At 61.5% G+C, this 18911-nt stretch carries 13 protein-coding genes; 5 read left to right on the forward strand and 8 right to left on the reverse strand.

From position 1 onward, the window contains the following. Nucleotides 1–246 precede the first annotated feature (246 nt). From CYD26_RS08060 to CYD26_RS08070, 3 genes are read left to right on the forward strand one after another with little or no spacing between them, the layout of a single operon-like run. Nucleotides 247–2367: a bifunctional diguanylate cyclase/phosphodiesterase gene (locus CYD26_RS08060; protein WP_102052341.1), complete on the forward strand. Its 2121-nt coding sequence runs from the start codon at nt 247–249 to the stop codon at nt 2365–2367. 37 nt (nt 2368–2404) lie between these two features. Further along, a complete protein-coding gene (locus CYD26_RS08065) occupies nt 2405–2905 on the forward strand; it encodes a YgjP-like metallopeptidase domain-containing protein (protein WP_065760288.1) in 501 nt (166 codons plus the stop codon). Between the two features lie 17 nt (nt 2906–2922). Then, nucleotides 2923–3219 carry a helix-turn-helix domain-containing protein gene (locus CYD26_RS08070; protein ID WP_102052342.1) on the forward strand — a complete coding sequence of 99 codons (297 nt, stop codon included), beginning with the start codon at nt 2923–2925 and terminating at the stop codon, nt 3217–3219. Nucleotides 3220–3264: 45 nt separating this feature from the next. Here the strand turns inward: CYD26_RS08070 and CYD26_RS08075 are convergent, their stop codons facing one another. Then, complete coding sequence (locus CYD26_RS08075; protein ID WP_065760290.1) at nt 3265–3714, reverse strand: GNAT family N-acetyltransferase; 450 nt, start codon at nt 3712–3714, stop codon at nt 3265–3267. Nucleotides 3715–3961: 247 nt separating this feature from the next. Here CYD26_RS08075 and CYD26_RS08080 point away from each other — a divergent pair, with 247 nt between their 5' ends. Continuing rightward, nucleotides 3962–4702: an ABC transporter substrate-binding protein gene (locus tag CYD26_RS08080; RefSeq protein ID WP_102052343.1), complete on the forward strand. Its 741-nt coding sequence runs from the start codon at nt 3962–3964 to the stop codon at nt 4700–4702. Here the strand turns inward: CYD26_RS08080 and yccS are convergent, their stop codons facing one another. The 6 genes from yccS to CYD26_RS08110 form a co-directional block, all read right to left on the reverse strand. After that, nucleotides 4703–6883: a YccS family putative transporter gene (gene yccS, locus CYD26_RS08085; protein ID WP_065760292.1), complete on the reverse strand. Its 2181-nt coding sequence runs from the start codon at nt 6881–6883 to the stop codon at nt 4703–4705. A 118-nt stretch (nt 6884–7001) separates the two neighbouring features. After that, nucleotides 7002–8180 carry an NAD(P)/FAD-dependent oxidoreductase gene (locus tag CYD26_RS08090; RefSeq protein ID WP_102052344.1) on the reverse strand — a complete coding sequence of 393 codons (1179 nt, stop codon included), beginning with the start codon at nt 8178–8180 and terminating at the stop codon, nt 7002–7004. A 97-nt stretch (nt 8181–8277) separates the two neighbouring features. Then, nucleotides 8278–9615 (reverse strand): ATP-dependent RNA helicase DbpA, encoded by a 1338-nt coding sequence (gene dbpA / locus CYD26_RS08095; protein ID WP_256587994.1) that lies wholly within the window; start codon nt 9613–9615, stop codon nt 8278–8280. 105 nt (nt 9616–9720) lie between these two features. Next, complete coding sequence (gene mdtD / locus CYD26_RS08100; protein WP_065760294.1) at nt 9721–11148, reverse strand: multidrug transporter subunit MdtD; 1428 nt, start codon at nt 11146–11148, stop codon at nt 9721–9723. A 56-nt stretch (nt 11149–11204) separates the two neighbouring features. Further along, nucleotides 11205–12530, reverse strand: a complete 1326-nt coding sequence (locus CYD26_RS08105; protein WP_102052345.1) for a TldD/PmbA family protein — start codon at nt 12528–12530, stop codon at nt 11205–11207. Further along, nucleotides 12530–13972: a TldD/PmbA family protein gene (locus CYD26_RS08110; protein ID WP_102052346.1), complete on the reverse strand. Its 1443-nt coding sequence runs from the start codon at nt 13970–13972 to the stop codon at nt 12530–12532. Before CYD26_RS08110 ends, CYD26_RS08105 begins: the two co-directional genes overlap by 1 nt. Nucleotides 13973–14284: 312 nt before the next feature. On the opposite strand from CYD26_RS08110, the gene CYD26_RS08115 reads away from it, so the two are divergent. Further along, nucleotides 14285–14728, forward strand: coding sequence for a hypothetical protein (locus CYD26_RS08115; protein ID WP_065760297.1), 444 nt, complete (start codon nt 14285–14287; stop codon nt 14726–14728). A 149-nt stretch (nt 14729–14877) separates the two neighbouring features. Here the strand turns inward: CYD26_RS08115 and putA are convergent, their stop codons facing one another. After that, the gene (gene putA, locus CYD26_RS08120) at nt 14878–18831 is read right to left on the reverse strand and encodes a trifunctional transcriptional regulator/proline dehydrogenase/L-glutamate gamma-semialdehyde dehydrogenase (protein ID WP_099773395.1); all 3954 of its coding nucleotides are present in this window, start codon (nt 18829–18831) and stop codon (nt 14878–14880) included. Nucleotides 18832–18911: the final 80 nt, after the last annotated feature.

An 18911-nucleotide genomic window follows, 5' to 3' on the forward strand; every position in this document is an offset into this window, starting at 1 on the left:
CTGAACCGCCGTGTACGGAACCGTACGCACGGTGGTGTGAGAGGACGGCGGGTGTGAACTCGCCTCCTACTCGATTTTGCGAGCCAAGCACAGGACCGTGTTGGCTCGCTCGGACAGACCGTTAGTCGGTGAGCGCCCGTTTCATTACGTGATCACGGGATGCTGGCTTCAGATTTATGGCCGCCACGACTAGAGTTAGGTTCATATTTCAGCCGAAGTAGAGATCGGTCTCATAAGAGAAGCAGCATGGATTGCGCGCATACTCAGCATCAAAACGGCAACTCGGTGTTGCTGGTCGTTGATGATTACCCTGAAAACCTGATCAGCATGCGGGCGCTGTTGGCCCGGCGAGACTGGCAGGTACTGACGGCAAGCTCCGGGAGAGAAGCGCTGAGCGCGCTGCTCGAGCATGAAGTGGACCTCGTACTGCTTGATGTGCAAATGCCGGAGATGGATGGATTCGAAGTGGCCCGCCTGATGCGTGGCAGCCAGCGTACACGCATGACCCCGATTATTTTCCTGACAGCCAATGAGCAGTCCCAGGCGTCTGTGCTCAAGGGCTATGCCAGCGGGGCTGTTGATTACCTGTTCAAGCCTTTTGACCCGCAAATTCTCAAGCCCAAGGTGCAGACACTGCTTGAACAGCAGCGCAATCGCCGTGAGCTGCAACGCCTGAGTCGCGATCTGGAGGCGGCGCGCGCTTTCAATGCGTCGGTGCTTGAAAATGCCGCTGAAGGCATCCTGGTCGTGGCCGAGAATGGCCTCATCGAGTTTGCAAATCCGGCGATTTCACGCTTGCTTGAAATGCCCGTCGAGCGTTTGCAAGGTGTGGATCTGCTGACCTTCCTGCAGACGCCAGAGGCTACCCTATGGCGCGATTCAGCGTTCTACCAGGCTTACCAGAGCCGTGAAATCTACCGCCTGCATGATGCTGTGCTGCGTACCGGAACCGGCCAGTTGCTGCCGGTGGCATTGTCCTGCGCGCCGCTGCCTGGCGAGCAGCAGGCGATGGTTGTGACGGTGTTGGACATGTCAGTAGTGCGCAACCTGCATCAGCAGCTTGAACATCAGGCGGTCACTGATCCGTTGACCGGCCTGCTCAATCGCCGGGGGTTCTGTCAGGCAGCAGAGAGCGTGTTGCTGCGCAGTGAGCATTCCCAAAAGGCGCAGGCCCTGATGTACCTGGACCTGGATGGCTTCAAGCGCGTCAACGATACGCTGGGTCATGAAGCCGGCGACCGGGTGTTGCATTGGGTGGCCGAGCAACTGAAGGATTGCCTGGGGGCGCATGCGATCCTCGGGCGCATGGGCGGTGATGAGTTTACCGCCCTGCTTGATGCGCTGGACTACCCGGAGCAGGCGGCTCGTTTCGCGGAAAGGCTGATCGAACGGATGTCGATCTGCCAATTGATCGATGGCATGGAAGTCACCTTGGGCGTCAGCATCGGCATTGCCACGTGCCCTGATTGCGACACAGGCCTTGCCGGGCTGCTGCGTGCTGCCGATGCTGCCATGTACGCGGCGAAACAGGCGGGTCGTCAGCAGTACCGCTATTACGATCAGGAGCTCAATGGGCGTGCGCGTTCGCGCTTGATGCTCGAAGACAGCGTGCGTGATGCTATCGAGAACCACGATTTCAACCTGGTCTATCAGCCGCAGGTTGCATTTGCCGATGGCCGCTTGCGAGGCTTCGAGGCGCTGTTGCGCTGGCAGCACCCAAGTGTTGGCGATGTGCCGCCAGGGTTGTTCATTCCGTTGCTGGAGGAGGCGCGGCTGATTACCCGGCTGGCCAGTTGGATCTATCAGCAGGGCGCCGCGCAGCGCAAGGCCTGGGGGAATGTGTTAGGGGCTGACGTCGTGTTGAGTATCAGCCTGAGTCGGGCCCAGTTCTCCATGCCGAACCTAGCCGAAGAGCTCGGGCGGGTCATTCAGGGCCATGGTCTGATACCCGCGCAGTTGGAGCTCGAGGTTGCTGAAACATCGTTGAACTTCAGTAACGATATCGTGCTAAAGCAATTGCAGCGCCTACGGCAATTGGGAGTGCGGGTGGCGCTGGACGACTTTGGCGCCGGCGACTGTTCATTGCGCATGCTGCGCGATTTGCCGATAGACACCCTTAAACTCGACCGCCATCTGGTTGCCAGGTTGCCCGAGTCGACGATGGATGCAGTACTGGTTCGCGCCGTCATTGAATTGTGTCGGCAGTACGGAATCAGCGTGATTGCCGAGGGGGTCGAGTCACGTGCTCAGGCCGACTGGCTTCAGGCCAATGGCTGTGAGTACGTCCAGGGCTTTTTGGTGGCGCACCCATTGACGACCGAGGATGCGGGGGCTTTTCCGGCGTTTTTTGACTGGCAGCACAGGTAGTTGGTTACACTGCGTCTTTATCTATTCAGCTGTAGCCATGACCGCCCTCAAGTACCTGCAAGCCTACCCCGCCAACCTGCAAGATCAGGTGCGCCAGATGATCGCCAGCAACCGCCTCGGCGATTATCTGGCGCAGCGCTATAGCGAGCGGCATCAGGTGCAGAGCGACAAGGCGTTGTACACCTATGCCCAAGCCATCAGGCAGGAGTACCTGCGCAATGCGCCGAACCTGGATAAGGTCCTGTTCGACAATCGGCTCGACCTGACCCACCGGGCACTGGGTTTGCACACGGCGGTGTCGCGGGTGCAGGGAGGCAAACTCAAGGCGAAGAAAGAGATACGTATTGCTTCGTTGTTCAAGGAGGCGGCCCCGCAGTTTCTGCGCATGATCGTGGTTCATGAACTGGCGCACTTCAAGGAGGCCGAGCACAACAAGGCCTTCTATCAGCTCTGTGAATACATGCAGCCGGGCTACCATCAACTGGAGTTTGACCTGCGTGTTTACCTGACCTGGCGGGAGTTGCCTGCCCAGGCCTGACTGACAAGGATTTGCCGATGGATGTGAGCAAGACCAAGACCAGCTTCTACCGCCGCCTGTACGTTGCCTGGTTGATCGACAGCCAGACCGCCAGCAGCGTTCCCGCCCTGATGGATGCCACCGGCATGCCACGGCGTACCGCTCAGGACACGATTGCCGCGTTGAGTGACCTGGACATCCTCTGCGAGTTCGAACAGCAGGCTGGGGCGCGCAATCATGCCGGGCATTACCGTATTCGTGACTGGGGAGCGATTGATCCTCAGTGGGTCCTCCAGCACCTGGGGCAGATCCGCGAGGTGCTGGGTTATCCCTGATACCGCTGCGCAGACGACTGCGCCATGTGCCGTGGAGGTCAGTGGCTAGCGGCGCATGCCGACATGCGCAATACCGTCCTCCAGGTAGGCCTCACCTGCGACCTTGAAACCATGACGGGCGTAGTAGTCCTGCAGATGTGCTTGTGCTGACAGGTACACCGGCACGTCGGGCCAGAGCTGCTCGGCATGCTTCAAACCTTGCTCCATCAGTTCATGCCCCAAGCCTTTTCCGCGTGCGTGCGGTGCGATCACCACCCGACCGATCACCACGTCACCGCCCTGCGACGTGGGGTCGAGCAGGCGCAGATAAGCCACCAGCGTGTCGTCCTGCCATGCCATCAAGTGGCAGGTGTCACTGGCCAGGTCTTCCCCGTCGATGTCCAGATAGGGGCATTTCTGTTCAACGACGAATACTTCCGAGCGCAGTTTGAGGATGGCGTAGAGCTGTTCCTTGCCAAGGTCCGAGTGGTGTTTGCAGAGCCATTCGATGGGCATGATAGGCCTCGTCCTGATGTCAATGACTCATCATGGCAGAGCAATGTGCCCACGACGAGACTGAAGTTGCGGCGGATTGTGTCTGTTGTGCGCCCGATCAACGGTGAAGGCAAATAGCTATTATTTCTGCTGCCCGAGCCCTTCATCTTTGTGTAATCTGAATTCGCCTTCTAGAGTTCTGGCACCAGGTGCATTTTCAGGCAGTTGGACATTGGCGCGGGCAGGGTGCTCGCTAAGGGATTTGAGCATGTCTGTATTGCTTCGAGTCTTGGTTTTGCTTGGAATGCTTTGCGCAACATCCCCCCTGATCGCAGCGGACAAGCTCAAGCTTGTGGCGGATGCCTGGCCTCCGTTCACCGATGCCAGCCTGGAAGGGGGCGGGCTGGCTACGGCGCTTGTTACCACAGCGCTCAAGCGTGCCGGCTATGACAGCGAATTTGAGCAGGTCCCTTGGGCGCGGGCATTGATGGGCGTGGGCGAGGGCCGTTACGACATCCTGGTCAATGCGTGGTACAACGACTCACGTACTCGGATAGGGGAATTTTCGGCCGGGTACCTGACCAACCGCATACGCTTGCTCAAGCGCAGGGATGAAGCGATTACCTTCCAGACCCTGGCGGATTTGTATCCCTATCCGATCGCAGTCGTTCGTGACTATGCATACTCCCTCAGCTTCGATGCCGATAGCCGCTTGCAGAAGGTCCCGGTGCGCAGCTTTTCGGTGGCGGTGCGAATGCTGGCAGCAAGCCGGGTAAGCTTGACCCTTGAGGACGAGTACGTCGCTCGCCATTTTCTCAAGCAGGAACCTGCGCCTGTTCGCGACAGCGTTGAGTTTTTCGGCAAGCCGCTCAGTGAAAACAGCCTGCACATTCTGGTCAGCCTGAAAAACCCTCGTCATCAGCAAATCGTTGCCGCGTTCGATCAGGCTATCGTGGCGATGCGGGCCGATGGCAGCTATGCCCGCCTGCTCAAACAGTACGGTTTGTGATCAGGCCGCAGACTCTTTGATCAGATGCGCCGCCAAGGTGCGCAGCGGGCCCAGTTGGCGGCAGATCAAGGCCAGCTGGGTTTGGACCAGACGTTGGGTTTCGTCGATTTCCTCGGGTACCTGTTCCAGTCTGCTGGCGAGGGCTTCCTCGTCATCGCTGTGAATCGCAACGGGTAGTTTGGTCGACAGGCCGACGGCGATTTCATCGAGGCTGTCTGCCAGGCGTGCCCCGGCCCCTTCGACCAGATCGGTACGTGCCTCGGCCGCCAGGACGCTATCGCGATGGGCGCCGAGGCCTGAAAGGTAGCTGAGCAGGGTGTGCGACAACACCAGGAATCGAAAACCGACATCCGCCTCCTTTCGGAAATGCCCGGGCTCCATAAGCATGTTGGCCAAGGTGGTCGACAGCGCCGCATCGGCGTTGTGGGCGTTGCGGCGCGCCAGGCGGTAGGCCAGGTCGTCGCGCTTGCCGTTGGCATACTGTTGGAGGATCTGGCGCAGATAAATGCTGTTGCAACTCAGGGTATTGGCCAGCACCTTGTTCAACCGCCGCCCCTGCCAGTCTGGCAGGAACAGGAAGACTGCGAGGATGGCGATCAGGCTGCCAATCAACGTATCGAACAGGCGTGGCAAGAACAGCCCGTAGCCGTCACCGATCTGGTTGAAACAGAACAGCACCATCAGAGTGATCGCTGCCGTGGCCAGGGTGTAGCGGGTGGTTCGGTAGACGAAAAACACCACGCCGGCGACAACTGCGAACATCGACTGGATCAGCGGGTTGGGGAACAGGTCGAACAATGCCCAGCCAACGGTAAGGCCAATCCCCGTTCCAATGATCCGCTGCACCAGCTTGCGTCGCGTGGCGCCATAGTTGGGCTGGCAGACGAACAACGTGGTGAGGATGATCCAGTAGCCTTGGGTGGGGTGGATCAGGTGCACCATGCCATAACCGATCGACAGTGCCAGCGGCAGGCGCAACGCGTGACGAAACAGCAATGACGTCGGCGTCAGCTGTTGGCGTAGCCGATTCCAGACATCCGCCAGGCTGTGGGGCGAGCGGTCGAGCAGGCTGGAGTCACTATTGTCAGCCAGTTTGTCGGGGTTGCTCGCGTCGCTGAGCAGACGGTCCAGTGTGGCCAGGTTGGCCGCCAGGGCGCGAAGCGAACGGAGCAGGCCGCGCCAGGCTGGGTTGTTTTGACTGCGCAGGTGCTCGAGTGAGGCGTGCAGGTCTTCCTGGGCCTGGGCAAACCCTGTGTCGTAGGTGAATGGCTGACGCAGCTGGATCGATTCTGAAAGCTGTTGGCAGGCCACGCCCTGTTGGCGCAACAGGCGTTGGCAGCGAAACAGGACATCGCTGTGGAAGAACGCCTCGGCCAATGCGTTGTACGGGTAGTGCGACGAGCTGGCGCGCTCGTGGATGTCCTGGGCGAGGAAGTACAGCTTCAGGTAGCGACTGACTTTAGAGCCAGGGCGACCATTGCCGACCCGGTGCAGAATGATTTCCTTGGCGGCATTGAGCGCGGCCACCACCCGACCGTTCTGTTGTGCCAGTTCAAGACGTCGTGCTTCGACATCCAGCTGACGAATCGGCTCGAACAACGTGGACTTGAGCTTGAGGTAGCGGCTCAGCTCGCGAAACAGCCGGGCCAGGCTTTGCTGCACGGGCTGGTTGGAGAACAGGGCCTGCCAGAGAACCGAGAGCAGGCCGTACCAGGCAGCGCCGGCTACCAGCAGCAAGGGTTCGTGCCAGAAGTCGGTGACTTCGCCGCCGCGCTGGTCGACACCGATCATGGTGTACACCGAGAGAATCAGCGTCGCCGAGGCGATCGCGCCGTAGCGTTCGCCCAGTGCGCCGAGCATGGTCAGGCCGAAGGCCGCCAATGCCATGGCGCAGACAAACACAATGGGGTAAGGGAACAGCATCTCTACCGACAGCGCGGCGACGGTAAAGCAGACCAGGGTAACGGCCAGGGCGTTGAGTCGGCCTTGCCAGCTGTCATCGGTTTCTGCCAGGGCGCTGGCAATGATACCGAGGAACAGCGGGATCAGCAGGCCCATTTCGTCCCGGTACCAACACAGCGCCATGCTTCCGGTCAGGGCGATCGATACCCGGATGCTGTAGCTGAATTTATCCAGAGCCCAGAGGCGACGCAGTGAATGGCGCAACGATGTGGATGACATGGCGGGAGTCAGGCCTGCAGGGCAGTGATCGAAATTGAGCGGGTCGCGACGGCAAGCTGCCGTCGCGGTAATGTCCCAGCAAAATTTGTTCCGTGATGCGCCGATTCTACCGCGAAGGTTAGACGAATTGTGCGGCGGCGTAGGCCGAAGCCCACGCCCACTGGAAGTTGAAGCCACCGAGGTGGCCGCTGACATCCAGCACTTCGCCAATGAAATACAGGCCAGGGCTCTTGAGTGACTCCATGGTTTTGGAGGACACCTCGCGGGTGTCGACGCCGCCCAGGGTCACTTCGGCAGTGCGGTAGCCTTCAGTGCCGGCGGGAACCAGTTGCCAGGCGCCGAGTTTCTCCGCGACCTGAGCCAGTTCAGCCGGGGTGTACTGTTTCATTGGCTTGGACACGAACCACTGCTCGGCCAGCAGGTTGGCCATTTTCTTGGTGAAGAGTTCACCGAGCAGGGTTTTCAGCTCGCTGTTGGGGCGTTCGGCTTGCTGCTGTTGCAGCCAGGTCAACGCGTCGTGGTCCGGCAGCAGGTTGATTTCCAGCGTATCACCGGCTTCCCAGAACGAGGAAATCTGCAGGATCGCCGGGCCGCTGAGGCCGCGGTGGGTGAACAGCAGGTTTTCGCGGAAGCTGACGCCGTTGCAGCTGGCGATACAGTCGACCGAGGTGCCGGACAGCTCGGTGCAGAGCGCTTTGAGCTGGTCGGTGATGGTGAAGGGCACCAGGCCTGCGCGGGTCGGCAGTACGCTGTGACCGAACTGACGCGCCACCTGATAACCAAAGCCGGTCGCCCCCAGCGTCGGGATCGACAAGCCGCCGGTGGCGATCACCAGCGACTGGCATTGCAGCTTGCCTGCACTGGTTTCCAGCAAATAGCCGCTTTCGAGTTTTTCGATCTGATCGATGCGGGTGTTCATGTTCAATTCGGCGCCTGCGGCATCGCACTCGGCCAGGAGCATGTAGAGGATGTCGCTGGATTTATGGTCGCAGAACAGCTGGCCGAGTTTCTTCTCGTGGTACGGCACGCCATGCTTGCTGACCATCTCGATAAAATCCCACTGGGTGTAACGTGCCAGCGCGGATTTGCAGAAATGCGGGTTCTGCGAGAGAAAATTGCTCGGCTCGGTGTACATGTTGGTGAAATTGCAGCGGCCACCACCCGACATCAGGATTTTCTTGCCCGGTTTGTTGGCGTGGTCAAGCAATACAACCTGACGGCCACGCTTGGCGGCGGTCAGGGCGCACATCAGGCCGGCGGCGCCTGCGCCGATGATGATGACTTCGGTGGAACGCACTGCAAAATCCTCGGGGTAGAAAGCTGAAACCGTGTCGTCCTGTCGCCAGCCAAGCCCGCTCCCGCAGGGGCGGGAGCCGGCTTTGCGGGTAATGGGATCAGACGATCCGCACGCGCAACGAGCGCCCTTTGATCTTGCCGCTGTTCAGGCGCTGCAAGGCCTGCTTGGCCACCGCACGTTCCACTGCGACAAAGGCCTGGAAGTCGAAGATCGCGATCTTGCCGACCTGAGTGCCGGGCAAACCGGCATCGCCGGTCAGGGCACCCAGAATGTCGCCCGGACGCAGTTTGTCCTTGCGGCCGGCAGCGATGCACAGGGTGCTCATGACCGGCAGCAGCGGGGCGCCGCTCTGGGGCTTGAGGCTGTCGAGCTGTTCCCAGCGCAGCGGCGCCTTTTGCAGGGCTTCGATCGCTTGGGCGCGATGACCTTCGGCAGGCGCCACCAGGCTTACGGCCAGGCCTTTCTCGCCTGCGCGTCCGGTACGGCCGACACGGTGTACATGAATCTCGGCATCACGGGCCAGTTCGACGTTGATGACCATGTCCAGAGCGTCGATGTCCAAGCCGCGGGCGGCGACGTCGGTGGCGACCAGGACCGAGCTGCTGCGGTTGGCGAACAGGGTCAGGACCTGATCGCGGTCGCGCTGTTCCAGGTCGCCGTGCAGGGCCGCGGCGACGATGCCTTTGGCCTGCAGGTGCTCCACCACTTCCTGGCACTGCTGTTTGGTAAAGCAGAACGCCACGCAGGACTGTGGGCGGAAATGCCCGAGTACGCGGGTTACGGCTTCCAGGCGCTGTTCCGGATCAATTTCGTAGAAGCGTTGTTCGATCTGGTTGTCGGCGTGCAGGGCTTCAACCTTGACCTGCTGCGGGTCGCGCATGAAGGCTGCCGACAGTTGCTTGATGCCGGCCGGGTAGGTTGCCGAGAACAGCAAGGTCTGACGGCGTTTCGGCGTTTGCCCGATGATGTCGGCGATGGCGTCGTAGAACCCCATGTCGAGCATCCGGTCTGCTTCATCGAGTACCAGGGTGTTGAGCCCGTCGAGCACCAGGGTGCCTTTGCTCAGGTGCTGCTGAATCCGCCCCGGGGTACCGACGATGATATGCGCGCCGTGTTCCAGCGAGGCGATCTGCGGGCCGAGCGAAACCCCGCCGCAGAGGGTCAGGATCTTGATGTTGTCTTCGGCGCGGGCCAGCCGCCGCAGTTCCTTGGCGACCTGGTCGGCCAGCTCACGGGTTGGGCACAGCACCAAGGCCTGGCAGCCGAAGTAGCGCGGGTTGATCGGGTTGAGCAGGCCGATGCCGAAAGCGGCGGTCTTGCCGCTGCCGGTCTTGGCCTGTGCGATCAGGTCCATGCCCTTGAGAATCACCGGCAGGCTCTGGGCCTGAATCGGGGTCATCTGGGCGTAGCCGAGGGCGTCCAGGTTGGCCAGCATGGCGCTGGACAGCGGCAGGGTATCGAAGGCGGTGGCAATGGTGGTCACGAGGCGGGCCTGCAAAACAAAATGTCGCGCAGTGTACCAGCCTCGTGGCCATTCGCCCTAAGGCTCGATTTCAGGTTCCAGACGACGGGCACGCCTTCCGTCCGTCTTTGACAGCTGCATGAAGATCGCTGCGGCCAACATGGCCATCAGGCCGATGGTCAGGAAGGTCAGTTGGAACGCACCCAGTGTGCTTTCCACCCCTTCGGCACTGCCCGCTGCGGTGAACCCGCCCAGCAGCGCACCGGCACAGGCGACACCCAGGCTCAGCGAAAGTTGTGCCACCACGGAAAGCAGGCTGTTGCCGCTGCTGGCGCTGGCATCGTCAAGGTCGATCAGGGTCACGGTATTCATTGCAGTGAATTGCAGCGAGTTGACGGCCCCAAGCAGTGCCAATTGGACCAGCAGCACGGCGTAGGGCGTCTGTTCATCGACCAGTCCCATGCTGGCCAGCAGCACGCCCAGCAGCAGGGTGTTGCCGGTGAGGATCGTACGGTAGCCGAGGCGCTCGATCAGGGGTTGGGCCACCGACTTGGCCAGCATCGCCGCGGCCGCCAGCGGAATCATGCTCATGCCGGCTTCTGAAGGCGAATAGCCCAGCGCGACCTGCAGCAGCAGTGGCACCAGAAAAGGCAGGGCGCCACTGCCCAGGCGGGCGAACAGGTTGCCAAGAATACCCACCGAAAAGGTCCGGGTGCGAAACAAACGAGGCGAGAACAGCGGGTCCTCCGTACTGCCGGCGCGCAGCCAATAGGCTGCCAGGCAGGCCATGCCGGCGAACAGCAGCAACATCACCCGCAGGTGTGGCAGGTGCAGCTCGCCCAAGCCCTCCATGGCAATGGTGATCAGCACCATTGCCGCGCCGAACAGCAGGAAACCCATGCCGTCGAAGCGCGTGCGCTCGGTACCGCGCAAGTCGGGGATGAATTTCCACACGGCATAGCAACCCACCGCCCCGACGGGCAGGTTGAGCAGGAAGATCCAGTGCCAGCTGAGTATTTCCACGAGCCAGCCGCCCAGGGTCGGCCCCAGCAGTGGGCCGAGCAGGCCGGGAATGGTGATGAAGCTCATGATCCGCACCAGCTCGGAGCGTGGGTAGGCGCGCAACACCACCAGGCGTCCGACGGGCAGCATCAGCGCGCCGCCCAGCCCCTGGATCACCCGTGCGGCGACCAGCATCCCGAGGCTGTCGGCCAAGGCGCAGAGCAGCGAGCCGATACTGAACAGCAAAATCGCGCCGAAAAAGATCCGTTTGGTGCCAAAGCGGTCGGCGATCCAGCCCGACGCGGGAATCAGCAAGGCCACAGTGAGCATGTAGGCGATGATGACAGACTGCATGCGCAGGGGGTCTTCGGCCAAGTCGCGGGCCATGGCGGGCAGGGCGGTGTTGAGGATGGTGCCGTCGAGTGACTGCATGAAGAAAGCGATGGCCACCACCCAGGGAATCCAGCGGGCGGTGGTGCTGTCTAGGGGCGCGCGATCAGGCATAGGGCCTCTCTCCGAGGTGGGGCCTTATCGCCGGTATTGCCGGCGATAAGTAGCTATCACAGGGTCAGCGTCAGGCATTTGACCAGCGCGCCCGGCAGGTGCGTAGAGCGGGTCTGGCGTTGGTCATAGGTGCTGGTCGACAGGATCAGCTCGCGGTCGCAGGTCAGTGCTTCCAACTGCGTACCGAGCAGGCTGTAGACGCTGTCGTCAAAGCGCATGGTGCTGACCGGTGCCTGGATTTTCCCGTCCTCAACCCAGAAGGTCGCGAAGCGGGTCAGGCCGGTCATGCGCGCTGCTGGCAGGTCTGAGTAGTTCAGGTACCAGAGGTTGCTGATGTACAGGCCTGTGCCCAGTTGGGCGAGGATTGCATCCGCCGCCAGTTCGCCGGGGGCCATGCTCAGTGCGCAGGGTGACTCATCGCTGTCGGCGCCATTGGCCAGCAACTCGAACTCGGCTGCACTGCGGGCACCGACCAGTCGTTGGTGGGCCTTGCCCTGTGCGATCAGCGAGAGGTCGCTGCGCGGGTAGCCTTCCTCGGAGAACGCTGGGCTGAGCGAGCCGCTGACCTGTTCGGCGATGCCGATCAGCGGGCTCAACTGTGCATCGCTGGCGTAAAGACGTTGTAGCGGGCTGTCCTTGTTGGCGATGGCCTGGGCGGAAAAACCACCCCAGCAGAGCATGCCGATGATTTCGTCCAGCGCTGCGGGCGCCAGGTAGGCACGGTACTGGCCGGGTGCGAGGACCTTGAGTGGGCGGTCCAGGTAGTCCAGTTGCTCGCGGGCCTGATGCAGGCGCAAGGCCAATGTCGCGGCGTCCCAGCATTGGCCGGCATAGTTGGCTTTGACGGCCTGCCCGTTGGCATGGAACAGGCTCCAGTCGAGGTTGAAGCTGTTGGCCTGATGCCAGCCAAAGGCGCCAAATGAGCTGGCGAAGCCTCGGCAGATCGGGCCTGCTGCGTAGATCCCGACCAGGTCCAGCCCCGTGGCACCTGCGGCGATCTGGGCGAGTACCTCGGCGGTGTCTGGCAGAGGCGTGTTCTGCACGTTGTGGCTATGCCAGACGGCCTCGTTCAGTTTCAGGTAGGGGTCGACCGGGATCAGCGGCAAGGTCTGTCGCAGTTGTGCCAGGGCCTGCTGCAGGCGTTGTAGGTCAACGTCGCTGTCCCCGCTGAGGGTGAGTTGAAAGTCGGCCTGACGTCCGCTGTCGATCAGTTTGAGGCTGGCGCTGGCCTGCGCGACGTTGCCGGCCTGGCGGACCTGGGCATGGTTGAAACGAATGAACTGCGACTGCTCGGCGCTGTAGCTCAGGGTGAAGTGTTCGGGGGCGCGTACGGCATCGCGCAGGCTGTTCACCAGGCGTTGGAAATGTTCCAGGTAGGCCATCAGGCATCTCCTCCGAATACGTCGATCTGGCTGAACACGCAGGCCGGTGAGGCATGCCCGACCCGAATCACCTGGTTGGGTTCGCCCTTGCCGCAGTTAGGTGTGCCGAGTACCTGGAAGGTGCTGGCATCGCCCACGGCGCTGAGGTTGCGCCAGAACTGTGCTGAAACGCCCCGATAATTTGGATTTTTGACCACGCCCTTGAGCTCGCCGTTTTCGATCAACTGGCCCCACTCGCAGCCGAACTGGAACTTGTTGCGCGCATCGTCGATGGACCACGAACGGTTGGTTTTCATCAGAATGCCGTGTTCGATGCCGCTGATCAGTTGCGCCAGGCTCTGTTCGCCCGGCTCGATATTGAGGTTGGCCATGCGGTCGATCGGTGCACGGTTCCAGCCACAGGCGCGGCTGTTGGCAACGCCATCGAGGCCGGAGCGAAACTGCGACAACGCACTGCCCAGGGGGCGTAGTAGCAGGCCGTCACGGATCAGGAAGGTCTTGTGTGCCGGCGTACCATCATCGTCATGGGCATAGCTGGCCAGTTGTTCCGGGATATCGGGGTCGAAGGTGACATTCAGCAACGTAGAGCCGTACTGTAAATGGCCGAAGTCGCTGGCGTTGACGAAGCTGGTGCCCGCGTAGTTGCGCTCGTCACCGAGGATGCGGTCCATTTCAAGCGGGTGGCCGATGGACTCGTGGATCTGCAGCATCATCTGGTCGGGCATCAACAGCAGGTCGCGTACGCCGCTGGGCGTATTGGGTGCCAGCAGCAGTTGCAGTGCCTGGTCGGCGACCAAGGCGCCGGCACCTATCAGCCCGCAACGCTCGATCACATCGAACCCGCCCTGCTGGCCGAAATTTTCCCGGCCCAGGCTGCGGCTTTGGCTGTCCTGACCGTCAAAGGCGGTGACCCCGAACCCTGGATAAACGAAGCGCTGGGCCTGGCGCAGCTGCGCGCCAGCGTTGTTCAGGTAAATCTGTTCGACCGTGGTGATGCCCAGGCTGGCCTGCCAATTCACCAGGCGCGAGTCCGCCGGTACGCTGGCTGATTCGCTGGCCAGTAGCGCATAGCAGTCGCTAAGGCTGGGAAACGGCTGCGCAAGGTTGGGGGAGCAGTAGTCGGCCTGAGCGCTGGTCACCGGCTGCTGGCTCAGGTTGAGCAGGGCGTGGCCGTTGATGCTTCGGGCCAGTGTTTCGGCCTGCTCCAGCGCGCGTTGCAGGCCCGCCTGGGACAGGTCGGCGGTTGCTGCATAGGCTTCCACGCCGTTGAGGCGTACTGTCAGCATCGCCCCTTCATCGCAACCCAGGCTGGGTGGCTCGGCGACGTTCTTGCGTACCGACAGGTGTTGTCGGGACTCCTGCACATAGCGCAGCGAGAAGAATTCGGCGGTGCTGCGCAAGGCTGCGAAGCGCTGGCGCAGCAATGCGGTGACATCGAACATGGGTGAACCTCCGTGCGCGCGGTGGCTCCCCCTCAGAACCACTCGTGATGCGCCCTCATTATGGCAGCCCGTTACTTTCCGGGTGAGGAAAAAGCGCGCTGTGCATTGAGTGCCTTTTTTGGGGTTTGGGATGCGTCCTACTTGCCGCTGGGATGCGGACTACATCAAAGGGATTGTTCGATCTGGCTTGATGGCAAACCAACACGTCTCTAGGTCGCTGCCGTGCAAATCGAAATACGCGAACTTCAACTTACGTCAGCGTGTCACGTTCGGCCGAAGCGCCAATGTGGGCAGAAGAAAGGTTTGTACTGAATGAGCGCAAAAGACAGTGGCTGCAAGTCGACGGTATGGTTTGCATGGGGATGGTTTGATGTTCTCTACATCGCGTTGTACGTGACGACAAATCTACGGCACGACAAAGTGCCGTACCTGGCTGCGTGGGAAATGACATTGGCTTATTGGGGTGACCTGGGGCCTGCCCAAGCGCTGAAGCTCGTACTGAATTGGGTGTTGCAGGTGTCGTTATTTGTCAGCTGTTTTTTATTCTTGGCCCAGCGAGATGCCGCGAGGTGGGTTGGCTACTTGCAGATGCCCTTGAGGATTTTTTTCATTGCGCCCTCAGTGTCGGTTTTAGTGCTGGGTGCTCAATTTTTTCCGGACCGTAGCACGGTGTTAATGGTGGTGTTGGCTATTGCGTCTGAACTAATGAAATTCTGGAGTCTTCGCACGTTTGGTGGGCGCGCTGCAGCTTGCTGATAAAGCCAACTTCCACAGTGGTTAGCGCCAGCACGCTGTGGCGGTTACTGTCTTTGGCTTGAAAAACAAACCCCCGCTAAAGAGCGGGGGTTTGTCAGCTGTCTGAGGTGCGCGAACGCGCCTCTTTTGCTTGTTTGGGTGCGAATCGCTTAGCCGATGGTCATCAGGCTCGCGTTACCACCCGCTGCAGCGGTGTTGACGCTCAGTGCACGTTCGATCACCAGGCGCTCCAGAGCAATCGTGGTTTCGCCCGAGGACAGGCCCTGGACGCCGACGATGGCACCGGCACGCTTGGCCACCTGCTCGCAAACGCTGCGCAGTTGGTCGGAGTCGCCGTGGTGCAGAACAGCGTCGAATACGACGTCGTCCTTGTTCCACTCGGCCACCAGCTTGATGCGGGCTTGTACGTCTTTTGGCAGGCGAGTGCGCAGGGTTTTGCCCAGTGCATTGTCTGGCCATACCGCCGAACTACCGACCGCCAGTACCGCCGCCAGTTGTGTCAGCAGGTCAGCTTCGCCTTCGGCCAGGCACAGTACATGCTCGCGTGGCAGGATGGTGTAGCTGTTGCGCTCGCCGGTCGGGCCGGTGAGGACGCGTGTGATCCCGCTTTGCGACTGCTCGGCAAACTGCTCGCAGAGTGCGCCCAGCTCGACCATCTGGTTGCTGCCAGCCCAGGCTTTCAGGGCCTGCAGTGGCTTGGTCAGGCTGTCGTGCATCTGGGTGTCTGGCGTGTTTTCGCCGTCGGTACGCTTGAACGATTGTTCGATGGCGTTGGCCGGACGGGTCGACAGCAGGCGGTACAGGTACAGCGGGCCACCTGCTTTCGGGCCGGTGCCCGACAGGCCTTCACCGCCGAACGGTTGTACACCGACCACGGCGCCGACGATGTTGCGGTTGACGTAGACGTTGCCGGCGTTGACGCTGCCGACGACCTTGGCAATGGTCTCGTCGATACGGGTGTGCACGCCCAGGGTCAGGCCGTAACCGGAGCCGTTGATCTGGTCGATCAACTGGTCCATCTCCTTGCGCTTGTAGCGCACGACGTGCAGTACCGGGCCGAAGATCTCGCGTTGCAGCTCATCGAAGCTTTCCAGCTCGATCAGTGTCGGCATGACGAAGGTGCCGCGTTTGCATTCTTCGGTATCGGCGATAGCCACTTGATAGACCGAGCGGCCTTTCTCGCGCATGCCCTGGATGTGCTTCTCGATGCCGGCCTTGGCTTCGGCGTCGATCACCGGGCCAATGTCCACGGACAGACGTTCCGGGTTGCCCATGCGGTATTCCGCCATGGCGCCCTTGAGCATTTCGATCACGCGGTCAGCCGAGTCTTCCTGCAGGCACAGCACGCGCAGTGCCGAGCAACGTTGACCGGCGCTGTCGAAGGCCGACGTCACCACGTCCATGACCACTTGTTCGGTCAGTGCCGAGGAGTCGACGATCATGGCGTTCTGGCCACCGGTTTCGGCGATCAGCGGAATCGGACGGCCCTGGTTGTCGAGACGACCGGCGATGTTGCGTTGCAGCAGACGCGCGACTTCGGTGGAACCGGTGAACATGACACCTTTGACGCGCTCGTCACCAACCAGGCGGGCACCGACGCTTTCGCCGCGGCCTGGCAGCAGTTGCAGCACGCCTTCTGGAATGCCGGCTTCGAGCAGCAGGCGTACCGCTTGCGCTGCGACCAGCGGGGTTTGTTCGGCAGGCTTGGCCAGTACCGGGTTGCCTGCGGCGAGCGCAGCTGCGACCTGACCGCTGAAGATTGCCAGTGGGAAGTTCCACGGGCTGATGCAGACCACTGGGCCCAGTGGGCGGTGGGCGTCGTTGCTGAAGTCGTTGCGTGCCTGCACTGCGTAGTAGCGCAGGAAGTCTACGGCTTCACGCACTTCGGCGATGGCGTTGGCAAAGGTCTTGCCAGCTTCGCGAGCCAGCAGGCCCATCAGCGGCTGGATATCGGCTTCCATCAGGTCGGCGGCGCGCTCCAGAATGGCGGCGCGTTCTGCCGGAGGCGTGGCCTGCCAGATCGGTGCGGCATTCAATGCACACTGAATGGCGTTGTCGACGTCTTCGATGTTGGCTTCCTGAACGTGACCGACCTGATCGCGATGATCGGCGGGGTTCAGTACCGGCTGCTGAGTGCCGGCGCTGGCAGCGCAACCGAGCATCGGCGCGGCCAACCAGTTGTTGTGGGCGCTGCTGAGCAGAGCACAGGACAGCGAAGCCAGGCGGTGTTCGTTGGCCATGTCGATGCCGGCGGAGTTCGCCCGCTCGCTGCCATACAGTTCACGCGGCAATGGAATGCGTGGGTGCGGCAAGCCAGCGCTGCCCTCTTGGGTGGCCATGCGCTCGATGGTTGCAACCGGGTCGGCCACCAGTTCCTGAATGGAGATGGAGTGGTCGGCAATACGGTTGACGAACGAGGTGTTCGCGCCGTTTTCCAGCAGGCGGCGAACCAGGTAGGCCAGCAGCGTTTCGTGGGTACCGACCGGGGCATACACGCGGCATGGACGGTTCAGCTTGCCATCGGCAACCTTGCCCACGACTTGTTCGTACAGTGGTTCACCCATGCCGTGCAGGCACTGGAACTCGTACTGACCCGGGTAGTAGTTCTGCCCGGCGATCTGATAGATGGCCGACAGGGTGTGGGCGTTGTGGGTAGCGAACTGCGGGTAGATGGCTTCCGGTACCGACAGCAGCTTGCGGGCGCAGGCGATATAGGAAACGTCGGTGTACACCTTGCGGGTGTAGACCGGGTAGCCTTCCAGACCTTCGACCTGGGCGCGCTTGATCTCGCTGTCCCAGTACGCGCCTTTCACCAGGCGGATCATCAGGCGGTGACGGCTGCGGCGTGCCAGGTCGATCACGTAGTCGATGACGTGTGGGCAGCGCTTCTGATAAGCCTGGATAACGAAGCCGATACCGTTCCAGCCCGCCAGTTGTGGTTCGAAGCACAGGCGCTCGAGCAGGTCCAGCGACAGCTCCAGGCGGTCGGCTTCCTCGGCGTCGATGTTCAGGCCGATGTCGTACTGCTTGGCCAGCAGGGTCAGCGACAGCAGGCGTGGGTACAGCTCGTTCATCACGCGCTCGTACTGGGCGCGGCTGTAGCGAGGGTGCAGGGCCGAGAGCTTGATCGAGATGCCCGGGCCTTCATAGATGCCACGGCCGTGAGACGCTTTGCCGATCGAGTGAATCGCCTGCTCGTAAGAGGCCAGGTATTTCTGTGCGTCATGCTCGGTCAGTGCGGCTTCGCCAAGCATGTCGTAGGAGTAGCGGAAGCCTTTGGCTTCAAAGCGAGTGGCGTTGGCCAGCGCTTCGGCAATGGTTTCGCCGGTGACGAACTGCTCGCCCATCAGGCGCATGGCCATGTCGACGCCCTTGCGGATCATCGGCTCGCCGCTCTTGCCGATGATGCGGCTGAGCGAAGCGGTGAGGCCGGATTCGTTGTGGGTCGAGACCAGTTTGCCGGTCAGCAGCAAGCCCCACGTGGCCGCGTTGACGAACAGCGACGGGCTGTTGCCCAGGTGCGGCTGCCAGTTGCCAGTGCTGATCTTGTCGCGGATCAGGGCGTCACGGGTGCCTTTGTCCGGGATGCGCAGCAGCGCTTCGGCCAGGCACATCAGTGCTACGCCTTCCTGGGACGACAGGGAGAACTCCTGCAGCAGGCCCTGAACGACACCGGCGCGACCGCTGGCGCTCTTCTGGTTACGCAGCTTCTCGGCGATACCGGCGGCCAGTTTGTTGGCGGCATCGGCCATGGCTGCCGGCAGGCGAGCCTGCTCCAGCAGCATCGGCACGACTTCCTGCTCGGGGCGGCGATAGGCCGATGTAATGGCCGAGCGCAGAACGGACTGCGGCAGGATGCTTTCGGCGAACTCGAGGAAGCACTGGTGAGCGTGATCAGGTTGCACTTCGCCGGCTTCGTCAGCGTGGTTGTGGGCCTGTCCGGCGAGTTCGGTCAGGGTGGCGCCACCCTCGAGCCTTTCCAGGTAATTGAAAATCGCCTGTTTGATCAACCAGTGCGGCGTGCGGTCAATGGACTGCGCAGCTGCTTTGAGTCGCTCACGGGTCGGGTCGTCGAGTTTGACCCCTAGGGTGGTCGTCGCCATTTCTTATCCTCATTATCGCCACGTGATGTGGCACTAGCTGGCGCAAAGATTAGCTGTGGCGGGGTCAGGGTGCAACCTGG

It is taken from the genome of Pseudomonas sp. FFUP_PS_473, assembly GCF_002858665.1.
GTDB classification, from domain to species: Bacteria; Pseudomonadota; Gammaproteobacteria; order Pseudomonadales; family Pseudomonadaceae; genus Aquipseudomonas; species Aquipseudomonas defluvii.